Origin of the sequence: Enterobacter sp. BIDMC 29, assembly GCF_019378755.1 — a bacterium.
Classification (GTDB): domain Bacteria; phylum Pseudomonadota; class Gammaproteobacteria; order Enterobacterales; family Enterobacteriaceae; genus Enterobacter; species Enterobacter ludwigii.
Map to the genome: position 1 here is coordinate 303,590 of NZ_CP080000.1, position 17,309 is coordinate 320,898.

A 17,309-nucleotide genomic window follows, 5' to 3' on the forward strand; every position below is an offset into this window, starting at 1 on the left:
CCTCATTCACCGCGGGCGTCAGGGCAATGTAAATGAACCTTCCATGACAATAACGCTTTTTCCTCCTACCCGAACTGACGGGCTTTCTGCAGTGCCGTCATAGCCTGAAAATAATATGCTGGCGCGCCCCATATCAACGCCCTGGCTTACGCGAAGAGAGAGCTCTTTTTTATTGCGAAGCTGGGCCAGCAGGGCTGTTACTGCGCCAGTCGCGCTGCCTGTTGCCGGATCTTCGGTCATGCGCGGCGTAAACATCCGGGCCTGCAAATCGCATGGGTCTTCAGGATCCGTTTCCAGCGTATAGGCGTAAATGGACACCGCACCGTCGAGGGGCAAAATAGCCCGGAAACCCTGCAAATTGGGTACGCAACAGCGAAGCGCATTTCGGGTCGCGAGTTCGACAATCAAAAAAGGCAGGCCAACAGAGGCGACGACAGGCATATGCATTTCAGTGCGTATATCACTGGCTTCAAGAGAGAGGCAGGCCGCCACGTTTTCCGTACTGACTTCTGAATGGCAGGATAAAGCTTGCGGAACAAGAAGTTCTGCACCCGTGACCTTTGCATTTTCTCTGATAATCCTGACAGGTACCCGCCCGGCAGCTTCTTCGAATATCAGCGTTTCAGGTAGCGATTCGCCATTCAGTTCAGCCTGATACGCCAGGACAAAAGCAGTCCCAATATTGGGATGACCAGCGAAAGGGATTTCACGCGTCGGGGTAAAAATCCGTACCCAAGCCGTATGTGATGGTTCTTCAGGAGGTAAAACAAACGTCGTTTCACTGTAGCCAAATTCTAACGCGAGCAGCTGCATTTGCTCAGTGGTCAATCCCTCGGCATCCAGAACGACAGCGACCGGGTTACCGCAAAACGGTTTATCAGTAAACACATCTGCAATCACATAACGTCTTCTCACCAGGACCTCAACTTCCATGCCTTAAAATGAATTTATACTCAACGAGTTTGTCGTTTTAATATACGCTCACGTGAAAACATAACCCACTGGCATTTGCCTGTATGCGTATTTTTCACCTTAACGACGGACGGTGATGTTTACCTGGTTTTGTTCATCCACTCCGTTAAGGTGAGTGAATACAAAAGGCTCGGCGGTGCGTCTTTAATATCATGTATATCTCTGACATATCTCAGTCCCGTTTTCTCAAGAACGTTCTGTGACGCCAGATGGTTAGCTCTGACAACGGCTGAGATCTCGGTGAGTTTCATATCATCAAAACCATACCTTACCGCGCGTGTAGCAAATTCTGTCGCCAGGCCTTTTCCCCAGGCATCTGTCGATAACCGATATCCAAGATTGTTAATCCCACAATCGCCATAGCTACGGATGCTCAGACCACCAAATCCGATGATTTTTTCAGGGGATTCGAGAAGCGATATGGCGAAGCTACCAAAGCTGTGAGTTTGCCAGTGGGCGAGCCAGCGATTGAGAACCGTTTTTGCATGATCAATATCCGGGTAGGGGCCTGCGGGGTTAAACGTGTTCGTCGCCGGATCACCATAAATTCTGAAGAGATCCGCTACGTCTGATGCCATTACCGGGCGAAGGCACAATCGAGCTGTTTCAATTCGCAAACAGACCTCCTGATATGTGTTGACGGGAATATGTCTTTCATTAATTGATGCTCTCTGATTTAAGCATATATGTGTTTTGACGTAATTCGACAGATCCGATTGTGTGCTGTCGTGGCGAAACGCACACGACGAATACCCTGGTGTGTTAACCAATGGGAACAGGTCAGCCTCACCAGATATCAGTTTGCGATGGACAGAAAACGGACAAAAAAAGACCCGCAGTACGCGGGTCTATATAAATGCTGAAAAGGGTAATCAGAACGACCAGCGCAGGTTAGCGTTGACCGAATTGATGCGGGTGTCTTGACCGAGTTGCCCCTGATAACCGACATCCAGCGTCGCAGCGCGCGACAGCTGTACGCTGACGCCGATATCGCCCACCATCACGTCCTCATCAACGGCCTGGCCCTGGGTGATGAACGCGTCACTGCCGGCAAATGCCATCCGCGATGAGGTGTTTTTATCCCCGTAGGCGTGCTGCCATCCCAACGAACCATACAGGTTAACGTTTTTCGGCAGTTCGGTGACGCCGCGCATCCCGAGCGTGGAGTAGAAGGTGTTCATCGTTTCATTACGCACGCTCAGCGCGGCGGCACCGCCATCTTCCCTGAAACTGTCGGTATGCAGTCGAATCCAGGACAGGTTGATAAACGGTTCAACATTCATCGCCGGCTGGCCAAAACGGTAGCCCGCCTCGGTAAACGCCAGCAGCGAGTTGGCGTCGTAATCTGACTTCAGGCGGTCCGAGAAACCACTGAAATCAACGTTGCGCTCGCCTTCAATCTTGTGCCAGGTGTAACCCAGCGCGCCGCGCAGTGAGAACGCATTCTGTTGCCCTGCGGCATACAGGCCAAGGTGATAGTTGTCGGTATCCGTGGATGAACGACGGCTATCGACGTCGTAATCACCACGGCTATAGCCGAAGTACCCCCCGACACGTACGTTATGGTCAGCCAACGTGCGATCCGCGCCCAGCAGGAAGCCGGTGGTGTTGCCGTCCAGCTTGCCTGCGTTACCGTTGTCGCGCGTTCTGCTCCAGGAACTGAAGGTCTGGCCCCATACGCCGTTATTTTGTTGCTCCGGCTGTTGTACCAGCGACATCGCTAACGGCGGTATCGGCAGACTGTCATTATCGAACGCGCGCTGCATGCGCTGGTTCAGTACGTTGAACAGCTGAGTGCTGCCGGCGATCAGGTTAGACTGTACCGACGGGTAAACTTCACCTGACAGCTGGTTGAACGCCTCGCGCGCTTGCGGTGCGCTGAGTACCAGCAGAGAGTTATACAGCGCCAGGGAAGGGCCGTTTTGTGTCAGCGTGGAAAGCGCGCCGGCGGTATTCCACTGGTTGCTGGTGTTGGCCACCGTCTGGAAAATACCCGGTTTACCGCTTCCTGGATTTTCTCCACCTGGATTCTCGCCGCCWGGRTTCTCGCCGCCAGGGTTTTCACCACCCGGATTTTCACCCCCTGGGTTCTCACCGCCCGGATTCTCACCACCCGGGTTTTCACCCCCAGGATTCTCTCCGCCGGTCTCTTTCTGCGCGATGGTGAGATCGACAGCGTCGGTGCTCTGTTTCAGTGCCACGTCCAGGAAGGCGGATTTGGAGATGGCCCCGGCGAACTGGCCGTCAATTCCCCCGTCGGAGGTTAGAATGCGATAGCTTTGGCCCGTTTTGTAGCTGGTCTGAGGATCCAGCGCGGTAACCTGTACTTTAGCCTGATCGCTGATGGTCGTTTTGCCAGACACCAGTAACTGATCGCTGCGGCCGTCACCGGCGATATCAACGTCATAGAACGATTCACCCACAAAGTTCAGGTAGCGTTTCAGCGTCAGCGTGCCGATAGTGCCATCACCGGGCGAGATATGGCCGCCGGAGAGGATCTCTGTCTGGCCCAGCGTGCCGTCACCGCCCAGCGTGCCGCCGGCTTTGATCGACGCGGCGCTGCTGTAACCTTGTCCGTTACTGACCTCCGATCCCGCCGTCGCGTTGAGGATCAGCGTGCCGCCGTTCTCGGCGCTAAGCGTCTGCACATCAAAAATATCGTCTTCGGGTTGGGTGTTGATATTGCTGGCAATAATGACTTTTCCACCGCGCGCGGTCACGTTCGCCTTGAGCCCTGAAAGATCGCCGTTCAGCGTGGTCTGACCGGAGGTATTGATCACTTCACCTTCGCCGCTCATCTTGTTGCTGAAAACGTAATTTCCGTCGGTATGGTTGAAGTAGACATAGCTGCCGAATAACCCACCCCGAAGGCTGATTGCCGTCTTCGCATCAAGAGTGCCCGCGCCGCCCGCCGCGCCAAGCGTCGGCTCCGTTAAACCGGTGCCGGAGTCCATATTGCCGCGGCTGCCGATTATCAGCGCGCCCCGGTTCGAGCCGGAACCCGTCATCCCCACTACCAGCTCGTTACCGCCTGCGGAAAATGCACCGCCGTCCATGACCGACAGTACGCCATTGCCGTAATCGCCAACGCTAACGCTGCTGGCACTGGTAAAACGCGAGCCCTCGCCCGCGATAACCAGCTCGGCGGTTTTACGTGCGCCAGAGACGCCCGCCACCTGAATGTTGCCCACGTTAACCGCTCCGCCGTTGAGCACGTCCAGATCGCCATAAAGCGTGAGCGTACGGCCAACATTCCATTGCGAACCGGATCCCGTGACGGTGGCTTTTGGGCTCAGCTTGTCGGTTTCATCTGGGCCGGAACCATTGCCTATACGGGCATCGTAGGTGGTGTTGAGCGTCGCACCGTTTTCAATCGCCAGCGTGGAGCGGGCTCCCAGGTCAGTGCCAACGCTGAGAAAATTACTGACGACGCGTGAACCGGCGCCCGTAGCGATAAGGTGGCTGTCGTAGCCACGGGTGGTACCGACCACGATCTCCTTCGCGCTGGCCAGCGCACCGTCTTCGACTCGCAGGGTGCCCAGGCCAAGATTCAGGCCACCACGCAGAATGTACTGATCGTTAACCGCGTTCAGCTCAGCGTTTGGTCCGCGGACCGTGACCACGCTTTCATAAATTTGGCCGTTGAACAGTCGACCGATATTGATGTTATAGGCAGTGATTTTGCCATTATCGATCAGCAGGTTTCCGCGTTGGTTACGGCCGACGTAAACATCGCCGGTGTAACCTAAAGATTCGGTAACACGCGCGTCGCCGTCAAAAATGGCATCCGCTGCGCGAGCGAAATCGGCAGGGGAGAGCATCAACAGCGGTGCGGAAAATAGAGCGAGGTAAAGTCTGGAAAGCGGTGTCTTAACCGCTAAAGAATGCGATGTAGAGTTATTCACGGGCTATCTCCGTACTCATTAGCATGATGTCTGGAAAATCGTTTTTATATGAAACTCAAATGTGTCGGGAAATTTAAAAGGCGTTATTATTTGTACGCCTTTTGGTATTGAGGAAATTATTTATGCGTGACAACCGGCGTACAGGTCGGCGCGCTTAGCGTCGGCGCAGATCCTAAAATTCCAGGCATCATCATTGATGAGCAATCGAAAATTCGCCCTTTTTCTGTCGTGGCGCGATAAGAAAGTTTTTGCCCGCCCAATGCATCCGGTTGGGCACCATTCACGTTGGTCACCGTTATTTCGTCCGATGAGCCCAGCCCCAGCATTTTAGCGGTTTCCGCCTGCAGCAGTGGAATAGCCTGATCGGTTTTCAGGGTGGAACAACCGGCTAGCATCAACGTAACGGTTAAAGCGATTAGTGGTCTTTTCATAAATTATCCTTTATATCCAACCAGTTAAAATCACTGATTGTATTTATGTTTTCTATTACCCAAATCAGCGGGTAATATATTTCTCTTTCCTAATTGAAAAAACCCTCCTAAAGTAGGGTGGGTCGATAATAATTCATCTGTACTCTCAGATACGCGAAGGTGAAAGGAGATTCCTTTGGGGCAGAATTATGCGTTGGTCGTTGATGATCATCCATTGGTAGCAAGCGGCATCGCCAATTTTCTGATTACACATTGCCGGTTCAAACAGGCGTATGTCGTGACGAATGAAGAAGATTGCTACCGTCATATTAGGGAAAATGGCCCGCCACGTTTACTGGTAATCGATTTTTGGCTATCTTCCGGTACGGCATTGAAATTACTCAAAGAAGTGAAACAACTTTACCCTCAGGTGCGCCTCCTGGTCGTCAGTGGGGATGAAAATAACGATATCTGGCAGAAAGTGCATACGGCCGGAGGACACGGTTTCGTATTGAAAAGCGAACCTCCTGAATTATTCTCACGGGCCGTTTTTGCCCTGGCGGATAATCTGACATGGTTTCCTTGTGCAAACGAATGTGCCGTTAAGACGAATAATGAGCAGTTAAGTAAATTTAACTTAACGCCGCGGCAAATTGATGTTTTGAATATGATTATGCGCGGCCTGCCAAATAAAAGAATTGCCGCCCAGCTTTCTATTTCTGAGCCCACGGTAAAAGAACACATCAGCAATATTCTGAAAAAGATAGGCGTTAACAGTCGGGTGGAAGCCATCACGCTACTGCATGGCAAACGGGAGCCGTCGGAATGAGGTTTTTCCAGGGTTCACAGAACGATGGCATCTCTCCCCCCGCGCAAATTCGCCTGCTGAATAATACGTTTCTGCGGCTGGTATTCAGCTTTAGCGCTGTGCCTTTTGTCGGCATTCCTTTCGCTATCTGGATCCATTTGCTGGGGGACGATCTGGGTCCAACCATTACCTGGATAATAATTTACTTGCTCTGTGCTGTGGCGATCCGAATAGTGCATCGGCGCTATCAGCAAGAGGTTAAAGAAAATGATGATGAGGCCGTCCTGCGCCGCTGGCTTCCGCGCATTAATAAGGTGGCCTTTTTTCACGGGCTGGGGATTTCATCACTCTATTTAATTACCCCGCAGACGCAGAATTTTGACTTTTTCCTGCTCCTTAATATCAGCATTGCCGCTATTGTCGCTGCCAATGCGACGCATCTGACGCCGGTCATCAGCACCTTCACACGGTTTTTCTTTGCCTCCTGGGGAGTTCTGACTCTCGGTATCATCCTGCGACTGGATGACCTGATGTTCATCGTGCTGATGCTGAACCTGCTGTACGGCTTCGCAATCTACCGCCATGCGTTAACGTCCCACGCGTTCTTTATCCAGCAAGCACTGCTGGAAGAGCAAAGCTCACGCCTGGCGGAGCAGTTCCGGCAGGCCAAAGAAGAAGCGGAACAGGCGTTGCTCGATAAAAATCAGTTCCTGACGACCGCCAGCCACGATCTGCGCCAGCCAGTGCATGCCATGGGCTTTTTGATCGAAGCCATTATCCACAGAAACCAGGACGACAGCCTGACGCCACAGCTGCTTGACCTGCAACAGAGCGTTCGTTCGGTGCACCTGATGTTCAATTCCCTGCTCGATCTCAGCAAAATTGAATCTGGCAATGTAATGACCGCCCCTACACGCGTGGACATCGGCACGCTTCTCGACTCGGTGATCACCCTGTTTCGCGAAGAGGCCAACAGTCGCGCACTGCGGCTGCGAACCTGGCGGCCCAAACGTCGCCTCTTCGTGATGGGGGACCCGCTGCTGGTGCGTCAGTCCTTGATTAACCTGATACAAAATGCCCTTCGCTATACGCAACAGGGCGGTGTGCTGGTTGCCATCCGTCCGCGCGGTGTCGAGTGTCTGGTGGAAGTATGGGACACCGGGGTGGGGATTGCCGACGACGAAAAAAGCAAAATCTTCTCGCCTTACTACCGCCCCGAGCTGGCATGGAAGATCGACAGCGCAGGGCACGGGCTGGGCCTGGCGGTGGTTGCCCGCTGTGCCAAGCTGATGAACGTGAAGTATGGAATGCACTCCATTGAAGGCAAAGGTTCACGCTTCTGGATGCGCTTTACGCAATACACGGGTGACGTGAAAGCGGTGGATCCACTGCCCGCCGGTGACAACATCGCTTCCCCAGTACGCTATGCGCCACTGCATGGCTCCTGCCTGGTCGTTGACGACGATCCGCTGGTGACGTCCGCCTGGGAGAGCCTGATGAGCCTCTGGGGGATTAACGTGCGCTGCGCGGCCTCGGCCGAAGACGCTTTTGCCATCATTGACGACGGTTTCACGCCATTTGCTGTACTGTGCGACCAGCGCCTGCGATCCGGCGAAAGCGGGTTCGACATCCTGAAAGCACTTTTCGAACGTCTGCCCGACATGAGCGGCGCGATGGTCAGCGGGGAGTTTAACTCGCCGGTTCTGCTGGAAGCGGAGCAGGAAGGCTACCTGGTGTTGCGTAAGCCGCTGGAGCCCGCCAAACTGCATGCGCTACTGACACAGTGGTCTGCGGGCTCGGGCTAAAACGAAAGTACAATTTGACTGCAACACAATTCTGGAAATGCTATACTGTATATAAATACAGTACAAGAGGTGCATAATGGCTGTTGAAACAAAATATGTTGTCGTACGAAAAGGTGAAGAGAAAATGACATTTGCCAGTAAAAAAGAGGCTGACGCTCACGACAAACTGCTCGACATGGCAGAAGCGTTCACCGACTGGCTGTTGCAAAGCGGCATGCAGATGGATGAAACGCAGGCTGAAAATCTTGGGCTGTATCTCGCCGAGCAGAAAGAGGCCGTGCAGCATATTCTGCGTACCAGCAAGCTTCCCGATCTCAATGCCGCCACTGCCACAGATAACCCAGAGCCAGAAGCGGCTGGCAGTAAAAAAATCAGAGCCGTTAAAGCTGCCTGATCGCCAGAGTGCATCATCGATTCTGATGCCCCGAGTCAGGGGGGCATCAGGGCGTGTTGAGTGCCGCCCCGTTATCTGACAGGGGCGGAACGAATACATATTATTGAGAGTTCTGAGCGTGAAGTCGTCGGGAAGCACTTATCCCATCATGATTAGAAGCTGTACGTCACTTTCAAACTTCCCGTGGGCGACGTTTTTCGTTGAACAATGGGGCTATTGCCTGCATCTCCCGTCAACTGCGTAACACCTGTTGCGACAGCTACGCTCCAGTCCGGGGTCAGCTTGTGGGTCCAGTCCACATTCAGCGAATAAGCATAAATACCGGATCCAGCATCATGTCGGGAAAACCCCGATGCTGCTGACTGTGCGGCATTCACCCCGTAGTATGTCTGCATGTACTTGCTGGATCCCCAACTGGTGGTCAGCGCCAGCGTCAGGGAATTTTTCGGTGATGTATAAAGCGGGCTGATAATCCCGAAGTGCAGGGCCTCACCGTTGTTTCTTTCAGAAACCGGCACTTCAGCCTGCAATTGCACACTCAGCCAGTCGGTCACCTTATACCCCAGTCCGGGCACAATGATGGCCGAGCCTTTGACGTCACCCATACCCCGCAAGTCGTCACTGCCGGAGCTTATTGAATCGCTGTTCACGTCACGATCCTTGCGACCAGCGCGGTAGCTCAGCGCAGCGTTGTAATCCAGTTTACCGACACTGTTACCGTAACCGATACCCCGCGTGGTGCTGATAAAGACGCCATTTGCCATGGAGTAATCGAGCACTAATGCTGTAGTGGCGCGGCTTTTATCCGAACCAGAATAGCGTGGCGCAATATCCACACCTCCCCCCAGGGTCAACACGTTACCCTGGTTCTGTTCTGCCGCCAGTGTTGGGGTGGTCAGAAACGCCAGAACGACTCCCGGCACTATTTTTTTCAGGCTGCGAGGCGAGAGCATAGGAGGAAACTGATGACGCAGTGCGATGTTTCTCATTAAAGAAGTCCTTGTGGATTCAAATGATGACGATACAAGCGGTTATTCACGCCAGTTTTCTCAGTTTGAATACGCACCCTAAGGTTCTTATGAGCCGAAAATGAAGAAACGCTGAAGCAAGTACCGCTGCAGTAAACCTGATAGATTTATCGAAACCGTTTTTTTCTTAAGACGTTCTTCATTCACTGTTGATACCGTTACCAATGTGAAAATTCTACTAATCGAAGACGACCTGGATCTGGGCAATGGCGTGCGGATAGCCCTTGCAGATCAAGGATTTGAAGTCATATGGGTTCGCCGCAAAGAGGATGCGCTGCATCAGCTTGATGCCTGCGTGCCAGAACTGATATTGCTCGACCTGGGACTGCCCGATGGCGATGGCATGGGCCTGATGACCTGCTTGCGGCAACAGTTCAAGGGGATCCCTGTCATCATCCTGACTGCTCGAGGCACGCTACAGGATCGCCTGTGTGGGCTGGATGCCGGTGCAGACGATTACCTTGTTAAACCTTTTATTCTCGCCGAGTTGTTGGCCAGGGTAAGAGCGCTTGCGCGCCGCAGTTACGGTTTTCAGAATGAGGCGATAGAAATCAGAGGGTTATCTCTGCATGTGCCAACGCGTCGCGTGACGGTGAGTGCCCGTCATGTGGAGTTGACGGCAAGTGAATACGCGCTGCTTGAAACGTTAATGTTGCGCGCTGACCGCGTGCTTACACGACGATTTCTGGAAGAAAGAATCTTCGGCACCAAAGAAAATCTGAGTAATGCTCTCGACGTGCATATGGGGAATTTGCGTCGAAAAATCGGGGACGGTTATGTGCGAACGGTGAGAGGGGTAGGGTATGTCATTGATACTGTCCCGATCTACAAAGGCGGTGATTGATGCGAAATATCTGGCCCACCCTGAGACTCCCCACGCTCGTTCGGCGAATCATCATCGCCCAGATGCTGCTGCTGACCTTGCTGTGGTGTCTTTTTTTGACTTTTGTTTTGTGGGAGGACTTGCGTAGCCCCCCGATATTAACGGGCAGTAAGACCTACGAAACCCTTTTTACGCTGGTGGACAGTATGGACGATCGCCCCCAGGAACGCACCGATGTGCTGAACACGTTCAGTAAGGCGTTGCGGGAGGGATATGGCGGAGGTGAAGATCCCGAACTGTCAATCAGCCTCATTATTCGCAAACATAACGAGATAATTTATTCATCTGATGGCGCACCAACAGGGGTCGTAAACACCCAATTGGGGGAATTACAGCGTATTGAGAGTGAGGGGCGCACCTGGACCAGCCGTACGCTAAAATCCGGGAACTCCGATGTGGAGGTGACACTTGTGACGCCTGCCGGAGGATGGAACTTCTTTATCTACCTGAACTCGCGTGGCTATTACATATTGCCGCTACTGGTATGCATTCCTTTTCTTTTATTTCCCGCGTGGCTGTCAATTCGTATTGCAATGCGACCCTGGAGCAAGGTCGTAAATGAAATATCCTTGCGAACGCCAGACGATCTCTCTCCATTAAAAGCCATGCCAAAACACAGGGAGCTTCGTCAAATGGTGGACGCGATAAACGTGTTTCTTGCCAGGGTGCGCGAAAGCGCGGAAAGGGAACGGATTTTCATTGCTGATGCCGCTCACGAGCTGCGTACTCCTCTGGCTGCAATGCGAATCAACGTGGAGGCGCTGCAGTCGTATGTAAGCAATGAGACTCAACAGGAATTACTGGTGGGGATTGTTCGCAGCAACAGCCGGGCCGCCCGACTCGTCAATCAATTGTTGCTGATGATGCACAGTGAAGCACGTATTGATGCCGTTATGCAGCCAGTGCCGCTGACGACGCTCATTCAGGAGCGAATGGCTGCACTGGAACCGCTGGCTACGGAGCGCAGGATAGAGCTTGAATTCGTCTCTGATGATGAAGTCTGGATCACAGGCATCAGGGAGCGCCTGATGTCGCTGATTGACAATTTGATTGAGAACGCAGTCAAGTACAGCCCTGAGGGTGGACGGGTTGAAGTAGAGATACGATCGCGGGATAAATCCACGCAGCTTCGTGTCTCAGATGCCGGGCCCGGTATTCGGCCTGAATTGAGGGAGCGTGTGTTCGACCGATTTTTTCGCGACCCCAACCAGATGCAAAGCGGGAGTGGACTGGGACTTGCCATCGTCAACGCGGTTGCGCAGCAACACAACAGCAGCGTAGGCCTGTGTACGTCTGCAGAAGGCGGGCTGCTGGTCACTGTCGATTTCCCAACTCCGATAGCCGAAAATGCGTAGCAGAGGCCAGAAGCAGACATCTAAGAAAAATGACCTGGCGTTTGATTCGCAGAGAATAGGGGGACTCTGTTTGCATCAACGTTATTTTAAAGGCCTGTTTTATCGAGCCATCTGGACACACGCTGGGCCAGTTCATCCGGTTTTTCCAGAGGAATAAGATGTCCACAACCGTCAACATAATCCACACAGGTTCCGGTTAGCCTGGCGAGTTCTTCTGCCTCCTCCGTTGAACGCAGCCGATCATGTTTCGCTGCAATAATGTAGGTCGGGCATAAAATGGGTCTTAACGTTATTCGCCCGCGGTTTAGCCCTGACTGAACTCTGAATACATCGGCTCCCAGCCTTTTTCCCATATTACGGATTTTCTCAATAATGGCCGTATTACTGGCGAGATCAGCATGAAGTGATTTTCTAATGGCCGTTGTGCTCAGCCCACTAAATTCTCTGGAGGAATTGATATTCGCTGCAGCAACACGGGTATTTATCTGTTCTGCCGAATCCTCTCTGAGAGACGTGGCAATGAGGATCATCGCCGCTGTCCGCTCCGGAAAAGCCTCATAAATAGCTCTGGCAACATAACCACCTAGCGAAAAGCCGGCCAGCACAAAACGCTCCGGTAGTTTCTGGACTATATTAGCGGCAATATCCTGGATTGTGGTTCCCTGGCCCAGGCTCGCAGGTATAAAGAGCCTGCGCTCGGGAAATGCGGTGATAAAATCGTCCCACAGTGTTTCATCAAGCATAAATCCCGGGATAAGTACCACAGGAAGGTTTTCTGCATTCATCGGCAAGTCCCATTTTCTGGCCGCAGTGCCATTGCCAGGGTTTCTGAATCTGTAAACATAGCCTATTGCAGTTGATGAAGACATTGTCGTCTCGTCGAGGTCTGCCGTTTGTTCGTAGCAGACCTTGCGGCGCTTAAGCCGATCCGGTTCGTGCCTGGGGTGATTTGGGGACACACGGTGGTACTACTTTTTAGCCACAATCCGCATTTCCACCAGCGCATTTTCTGGAATGAACGCTGATACGCCTATGGCAGTCCATGCCGGGTAGGGTGCCTTTACATATTCATCTTTCACTTTAGAAAAAACGTCTATATGTTTTTTTAGATCAATATGAAAAGTGGTCATCTCAAGAATATTTTCATACCCTAAGCCTGCGGCTTTCAAATAAACACCAAGCTTATAAAACGCATCATGGAATTGTTCTTCCGGATGCTGACTTATCGGTTTGTCCTTCCGTGCCGCGGTAACACCAGAGAGATACACCGTGCCATCTGCTTCGATGACAGGCGAGAAGTGCCAGTCATCGAAATAGTGTTGAAATTCTTCAGGGACTATCGATTTTTTCATGATTTTTTCTCAGGTTGATGCAGGAGTACGTGCTACGGGTAAACGGCACGCTGGGGAGGAACATGAGCAAGGATGTCCACCCCTCAGCCAGTTGATTGTCTGTTACGTTACTTGATAGACGCGCCGCTCGCAGCAGAAAATAAACCGGAGGCCTGCCGGATAAGCCGGATGCTTAGCGCGGCACCCGTGGCCAGGCATATCGCCATCGCCAGAAGGGCGACGATAAAGGCATGCGTAATATTTGCACCGCTTCTGCCGGTGTCCAGCATGCTGTAAAAAATGCCACCGATGACGGCGACGCTCAGTGCAGTGCTGATTTGGAGTGTCGAGCTGGTTACTCCGGCAATCATGCCTGAAAACGCCGGTGCCACGCGGCCTGTCACCATCCGGACCAGCGTCGGCATCGCCAGTCCCTGGCCGAGGCCGGTAATAAAAAGCAATACGGCGAGTGGCAGCATGGACGGTGCGCTACCCGTCATAGTATGGGCAATCAACCCTGCCAGGCCTGCTAACCCCAACGTCTCGCATCCCATCCCGATTGCGCTCAGGTAATTGCCGACAAAACGCCTCAGATAAGGTGTTAGCAACGGACCGATCAGAAAACCCACGCCAAAAGGCAGAAAAAGCAGGCCCGCAGTCAGGGCGTTTAACTGCAACGCCTCTTGTAGATAAACGGAGAACAAAAGAAAGAAGGCCCCGATAGAATAAAACAGCAAAACGATCGCCAGCCCCTGGCCCAGCCCCGGCGCGCGTAATACGACCGGATCAAGCAGAGGCGAACCGCCGTTCTGGCTAAGGCGACGCTCATAACGCCATAACAGCGACGCCAGCAGCGGGACAGCCAGAAATGATAGCCATGTCCACCAGGGCCATCCCGCTTCACGGCCTTCAATTAATGGCACAATCAGCGCACTCAACGTGGCGGTCGCCAGTAACATGCCGACCGGGTCCAGTCGTTGTGCGGATGGCGCACGCGTCTCTTTCAGCAGTGGCAACCCGAAGAGAATGACCAGCAGCGCCACCGGCAAGTTAACGAGGAAAATAGCCCGCCATCCCAGGTGAAACAGATCCGCTGAGATCAGGATACCGCCCACTACCTGCCCGATAACCGAGGCCAGGCCAAATACAGCGCCATAGATACTCAACGCGAACGGTTTTTCCGCTTCCGGAAAAATGGCCTGTACGGAAGCCAGTGCCTGAGGCGCCATAATCGCGGCCGTAGCACCCTGTAACACGCGTCCACTAATCAGTACCCATGGTGACCAGGCTAAACCGCACAGCAGCGATGCCGCCGCAAAACCGATAAGCCCTATAAAAAACATCTTCCCACGACCATAAATATCACCCAGACGGCCGCCGGTAATTAAGGTTACGGCATACACGGCTGCATAGGACGAAATGACCAGCTGTTCAGCAGAGGAAGAAGCGCTCAGCTCGTCCTGAATAGCAGGCAGCGCAACATTGACGATAAAAAAATCGAGCGGGGGCAAAAATGCACCAACCAGCAGGATGACAAACATTGCCCAGCGACGCGGCTCGGCTTGCGGGAGGATAGGGGGCGACATGGAACACTCCACAGGTAACGGTTATGTGCAGAGATTGAGAGGCAGGGCGTTAGCGCATGCCACCAGAGGCAAGAATCACCTCACCGGTGATCCATCCCGCATCGTCTGATGCGAGAAATGAGACGATCGGCGCAACATCCTGCACCTGACCGATGCGGCCGAGTGGGGTCTGCTTTTCATTCCATGTCTGGAAGTCCGAGTTCATCGCGCCTGCACTATGACTGCCTTCCGTTTCGATAAGGCCAGGGTTGACCGCGTTGACGCGAATTCCCCGGGGGCCGAGTTCTCGTGACAGTACCCCGGTAATAGCATCGATCGCCCCTTTGGTGCCGCTGTAGATGGCACTCTCGGCGATAAAGACGCGGGTGACGAACGAACTGATGTTAATGATGCTACTGCCTTTATTCAGATGCGGCGCAGCAGCGCCGGACATTAATAGCGGGCCCAGAACATTGATGTCGAATTGTCTGCGGTAGAGTGCCTCTGTGCTCTCTTCAATGCGGGCGAACTCATAAATGCCGGCGTTGTTCACCACAATGTCCAGCCGCCCGAAAATGTCGATGGCCGCGTGAACCAGCACCTCAACCTCAGCCTGACGGGTGACATCCGCCGCGACCGCTACCGCCTGCCCACCGGCAGCTTGTATATCGGCAACGACGTTATCAGCACTACTTTTGCCTGACGCGTAATTGACAATAACCTTTGCACCGTCAGCCGCCAGTTGACGGGCAATCCCGGCTCCGATGCCTTTGGAACCACCGGTTACAATCGCCACTTTGTCTTTTAATTTGTACATGTCATTCATTTCCTGACTGGGGGGGTGAGGACGCTATAGTGATATCGACAAAGTTGTTTTGGAACTGCCACTTTTGTATATTCAATGTTCATTTTTGTACGGTGAGACACTGGCATGGAATGGGGCGACGTCCGGGTATTTCTTGCAGTTATGCGTAAGGGCTCTTTCGGCGAGGCGGCACGAAGCCTGGGTGTGAGCCATCCGACGATTGGTCGCCGGATAAAGGCGCTTGAGGAAGAGGCGCAGCAAGCGCTATTTCGCCGGACACAGGAGGGGCTGGTTCTGACCGACGCCGGCGACAGGGTGCTGAAGCTGGCAGAAGCGATGGAAAACTCCGCGCTGGCGATGGAGCGGCGTCTCGCCGGTAATCACGAACGTCTTGAAGGGATATTGCGGATCTCTTCAGCAGAGTGGTTTGCCAACTATGTTCTCGCACCGGTCCTGGAGGAACTGACGCGCCGCCATCCGGCGATTGTGCCGGAGCTTATCGCAAGCTACCGCTTACTTAACCTGTCGCGGCGTGATGCCGACATTGCGTTTCGCATCGTTCCCTTTACCGAACCGGATATTGTCCAGCGCCGCCTGATGCGCATCCCCTATGCGCTATATGGAACGCCGGAAATCGCCGATATCGCCCGACACGATCCGGCCGCAGTGGGGCTTATTCTGATGAACACGGCACAATCCCACTTCTCTGACGTCGCCTGGCTGCTCGACAGGTTCCCCCAGTCACGACGTGTGTTCACCAGTACCAGCCGGGCCGTACAGGCACAGATGTGCCAGCGTGGAATGGGCATCGCCGTGTTACCGCGCCCGCTTGGTGATGCCATCACCGGCTTAGCGGCTATCAGCATGCCGGAGCCACCGCCGTCCAAAGATATATGGGTAGGGTATCACTCTGACCTCCGGCATATGGATCGCCTGCGGGTTATGCTAGATATCGCCGATGCGATGCTTGCCGATCCCGCGGCGCCGTCAACGTGAGCGACGGTTTACGCAGCCATTAAGCGTTCACCTCAAAGCGTTCCCGATAGAGAGAAACCAGCCAGTCTACAAAAATCCGGACACGGGGAGACAGCTGTCGGTGCTGTGGATAGATAGCCGAAAGTTGCATGGCCGGGCTTTTCCAGTCGCTTAACACTTCCTGTAGCAGGCCATCCCGAAGGGCATCGTCCACATGATAACGTGGAAGCTGAACCAGCCCACATCCACGCAACGCGCAAATAACGTAATTCTCTGCGTCATTCACTGTCATCCAGCCTTTGGTCGGATAGCTTTTCTCTTTACCGTTAACAATGAGTTCCAGAGGGTAGTTCTTACCCCGGCTGGTGGAAAAGAAATTGACGCTCTGATGAGAAAGCAGATCGTCTGGAGTCATCGGTCGGCCGTGCTTACGAAGATAGTCCGGACTGGCGCAGATAACCTGAGGCATCTGGGCTAAAGGCCGGGCAATTAATGATGAATCAAAGAGCTTGCCCGCGCGTACGGCGCAGTCAACGCCTTCCCGAATCAGATCGACCAGACGATCCCCACTGCTGATAACCAGCCTGATGGCGGGATAGCGGGCGTGAAACTCGTCAATACGGGGCAGTACAATGCGGGTTGCATGGGCCCCGTGAAGATTCACGCGCAAAATCCCCTGTGGTCTTACGCCGGAATGACGCAGGGAAGACTCCGCATCGTCCAGTTCAGAAAGAATATGCACGCAGCGTTCATAAAATGCCTCGCCATCCAGCGAGGCCCGCACGTGTCTGGTCGTCCGCTCCAGCAGACGACACTCCAGGTTTTTCTCCAGGCTTTTTATTGCATTGCTGGCCGTCGCTCTGGGGATCCCTAGCTGGTCCGCGGCCTGACTGAAGCTTTGAAGCTCTACAATGCGGGTGAAGAGCAGCATGGTATCAAATTTATCCATCACGGATCCTGAAGACGATTATTAACGATAATGGAATTATGTTATCAAATATCACCCATTTATCTCTCCCGCTAAAACATTAATATCTCCATTCAGACCCCCTTTCACTGAAACCGGAGAGAAC

The 17,309-nt window shown here is 53.3% G+C and carries 16 protein-coding genes; 6 read left to right on the forward strand and 10 right to left on the reverse strand.

Going from position 1 to position 17,309, the window contains the following annotated elements; all coding sequences use genetic code 11:
• Window positions 1-18: 18 nt before the first annotated feature.
• The 4 genes from JTA15_RS01375 to JTA15_RS01390 all read right to left on the reverse strand — a co-directional run bounded on the left by JTA15_RS01375 (window position 19) and on the right by JTA15_RS01390 (window position 5,308).
• Window positions 19-915, reverse strand: a complete 897-nt coding sequence (locus JTA15_RS01375; RefSeq protein WP_219373226.1) for a PhzF family phenazine biosynthesis protein — start codon at window positions 913-915, stop codon at window positions 19-21.
• Window positions 916-1,052: 137 nt separating this feature from the next.
• The gene (locus JTA15_RS01380) at window positions 1,053-1,589 is read right to left on the reverse strand and encodes a GNAT family N-acetyltransferase (protein WP_219372771.1); all 537 of its coding nucleotides are present in this window, start codon (window positions 1,587-1,589) and stop codon (window positions 1,053-1,055) included.
• A 255-nt stretch (window positions 1,590-1,844) separates the two neighbouring features.
• On the reverse strand, window positions 1,845-4,877 hold the full coding sequence (locus JTA15_RS01385; protein ID WP_219372773.1) for an autotransporter domain-containing protein: 3,033 nt from the start codon (window positions 4,875-4,877) through the stop codon (window positions 1,845-1,847).
• Between the two features lie 116 nt (window positions 4,878-4,993).
• Entirely contained in the window at window positions 4,994-5,308 is a 315-nt protein-coding gene (locus JTA15_RS01390) for a lipoprotein (protein WP_014169014.1), read from the reverse strand.
• Window positions 5,309-5,483: 175 nt separating this feature from the next.
• On the opposite strand from JTA15_RS01390, the gene JTA15_RS01395 reads away from it, so the two are divergent.
• The 3 genes from JTA15_RS01395 (at window position 5,484) to JTA15_RS01405 (ending at window position 8,294) form a co-directional block, all read left to right on the forward strand.
• A complete protein-coding gene (locus JTA15_RS01395) occupies window positions 5,484-6,116 on the forward strand; it encodes a response regulator transcription factor (RefSeq protein ID WP_014169015.1) in 633 nt (210 codons plus the stop codon).
• Complete coding sequence (locus tag JTA15_RS01400) at window positions 6,113-7,900, forward strand: hybrid sensor histidine kinase/response regulator (protein WP_219372774.1); 1,788 nt, start codon at window positions 6,113-6,115, stop codon at window positions 7,898-7,900. Before JTA15_RS01395 ends, JTA15_RS01400 begins: the two co-directional genes overlap by 4 nt.
• A 76-nt stretch (window positions 7,901-7,976) precedes the next feature.
• Window positions 7,977-8,294 carry a YebG family protein gene (locus JTA15_RS01405; protein ID WP_219372775.1) on the forward strand — a complete coding sequence of 106 codons (318 nt, stop codon included), beginning with the start codon at window positions 7,977-7,979 and terminating at the stop codon, window positions 8,292-8,294.
• A gap of 152 nt (window positions 8,295-8,446) precedes the next feature.
• Here JTA15_RS01405 and JTA15_RS01410 read toward each other — a convergent pair whose 3' ends face one another.
• Window positions 8,447-9,283, reverse strand: coding sequence for a MipA/OmpV family protein (locus JTA15_RS01410; protein WP_219372776.1), 837 nt, complete (start codon window positions 9,281-9,283; stop codon window positions 8,447-8,449).
• Between the two features lie 205 nt (window positions 9,284-9,488).
• On the opposite strand from JTA15_RS01410, the gene JTA15_RS01415 reads away from it, so the two are divergent.
• Together JTA15_RS01415 and JTA15_RS01420 are read left to right on the forward strand one after the other, a co-directional pair.
• A complete protein-coding gene (locus JTA15_RS01415; RefSeq protein WP_219372777.1) occupies window positions 9,489-10,166 on the forward strand; it encodes a response regulator transcription factor in 678 nt (225 codons plus the stop codon).
• Entirely contained in the window at window positions 10,166-11,560 is a 1,395-nt protein-coding gene (locus tag JTA15_RS01420; protein ID WP_219372778.1) for a HAMP domain-containing sensor histidine kinase, read from the forward strand. Before JTA15_RS01415 ends, JTA15_RS01420 begins: the two co-directional genes overlap by 1 nt.
• Window positions 11,561-11,646: 86 nt before the next feature.
• Here JTA15_RS01420 and JTA15_RS01425 read toward each other — a convergent pair whose 3' ends face one another.
• The 4 genes from JTA15_RS01425 to JTA15_RS01440 all read right to left on the reverse strand — a co-directional run bounded on the left by JTA15_RS01425 (window position 11,647) and on the right by JTA15_RS01440 (window position 15,273).
• A complete protein-coding gene (locus JTA15_RS01425) occupies window positions 11,647-12,429 on the reverse strand; it encodes an alpha/beta fold hydrolase (protein WP_255580134.1) in 783 nt (260 codons plus the stop codon).
• 99 nt (window positions 12,430-12,528) lie between these two features.
• Window positions 12,529-12,912 (reverse strand): RidA family protein, encoded by a 384-nt coding sequence (locus JTA15_RS01430; protein WP_020885066.1) that lies wholly within the window; start codon window positions 12,910-12,912, stop codon window positions 12,529-12,531.
• Window positions 12,913-13,019: 107 nt separating this feature from the next.
• Window positions 13,020-14,477 carry an MFS transporter gene (locus JTA15_RS01435; protein WP_219372780.1) on the reverse strand — a complete coding sequence of 486 codons (1,458 nt, stop codon included), beginning with the start codon at window positions 14,475-14,477 and terminating at the stop codon, window positions 13,020-13,022.
• 49 nt (window positions 14,478-14,526) lie between these two features.
• On the reverse strand, window positions 14,527-15,273 hold the full coding sequence (locus tag JTA15_RS01440; RefSeq protein ID WP_044857227.1) for a glucose 1-dehydrogenase: 747 nt from the start codon (window positions 15,271-15,273) through the stop codon (window positions 14,527-14,529).
• A 114-nt stretch (window positions 15,274-15,387) separates the two neighbouring features.
• Between JTA15_RS01440 and JTA15_RS01445 the strand changes: the two genes are divergently transcribed.
• Complete coding sequence (locus JTA15_RS01445; RefSeq protein WP_014169025.1) at window positions 15,388-16,257, forward strand: LysR family transcriptional regulator; 870 nt, start codon at window positions 15,388-15,390, stop codon at window positions 16,255-16,257.
• Between the two features lie 19 nt (window positions 16,258-16,276).
• On the opposite strand, the gene JTA15_RS01450 is transcribed toward JTA15_RS01445, so the two are convergent.
• Window positions 16,277-17,185, reverse strand: coding sequence for a LysR family transcriptional regulator (locus JTA15_RS01450; protein WP_020885062.1), 909 nt, complete (start codon window positions 17,183-17,185; stop codon window positions 16,277-16,279).
• Window positions 17,186-17,309: the final 124 nt, after the last annotated feature.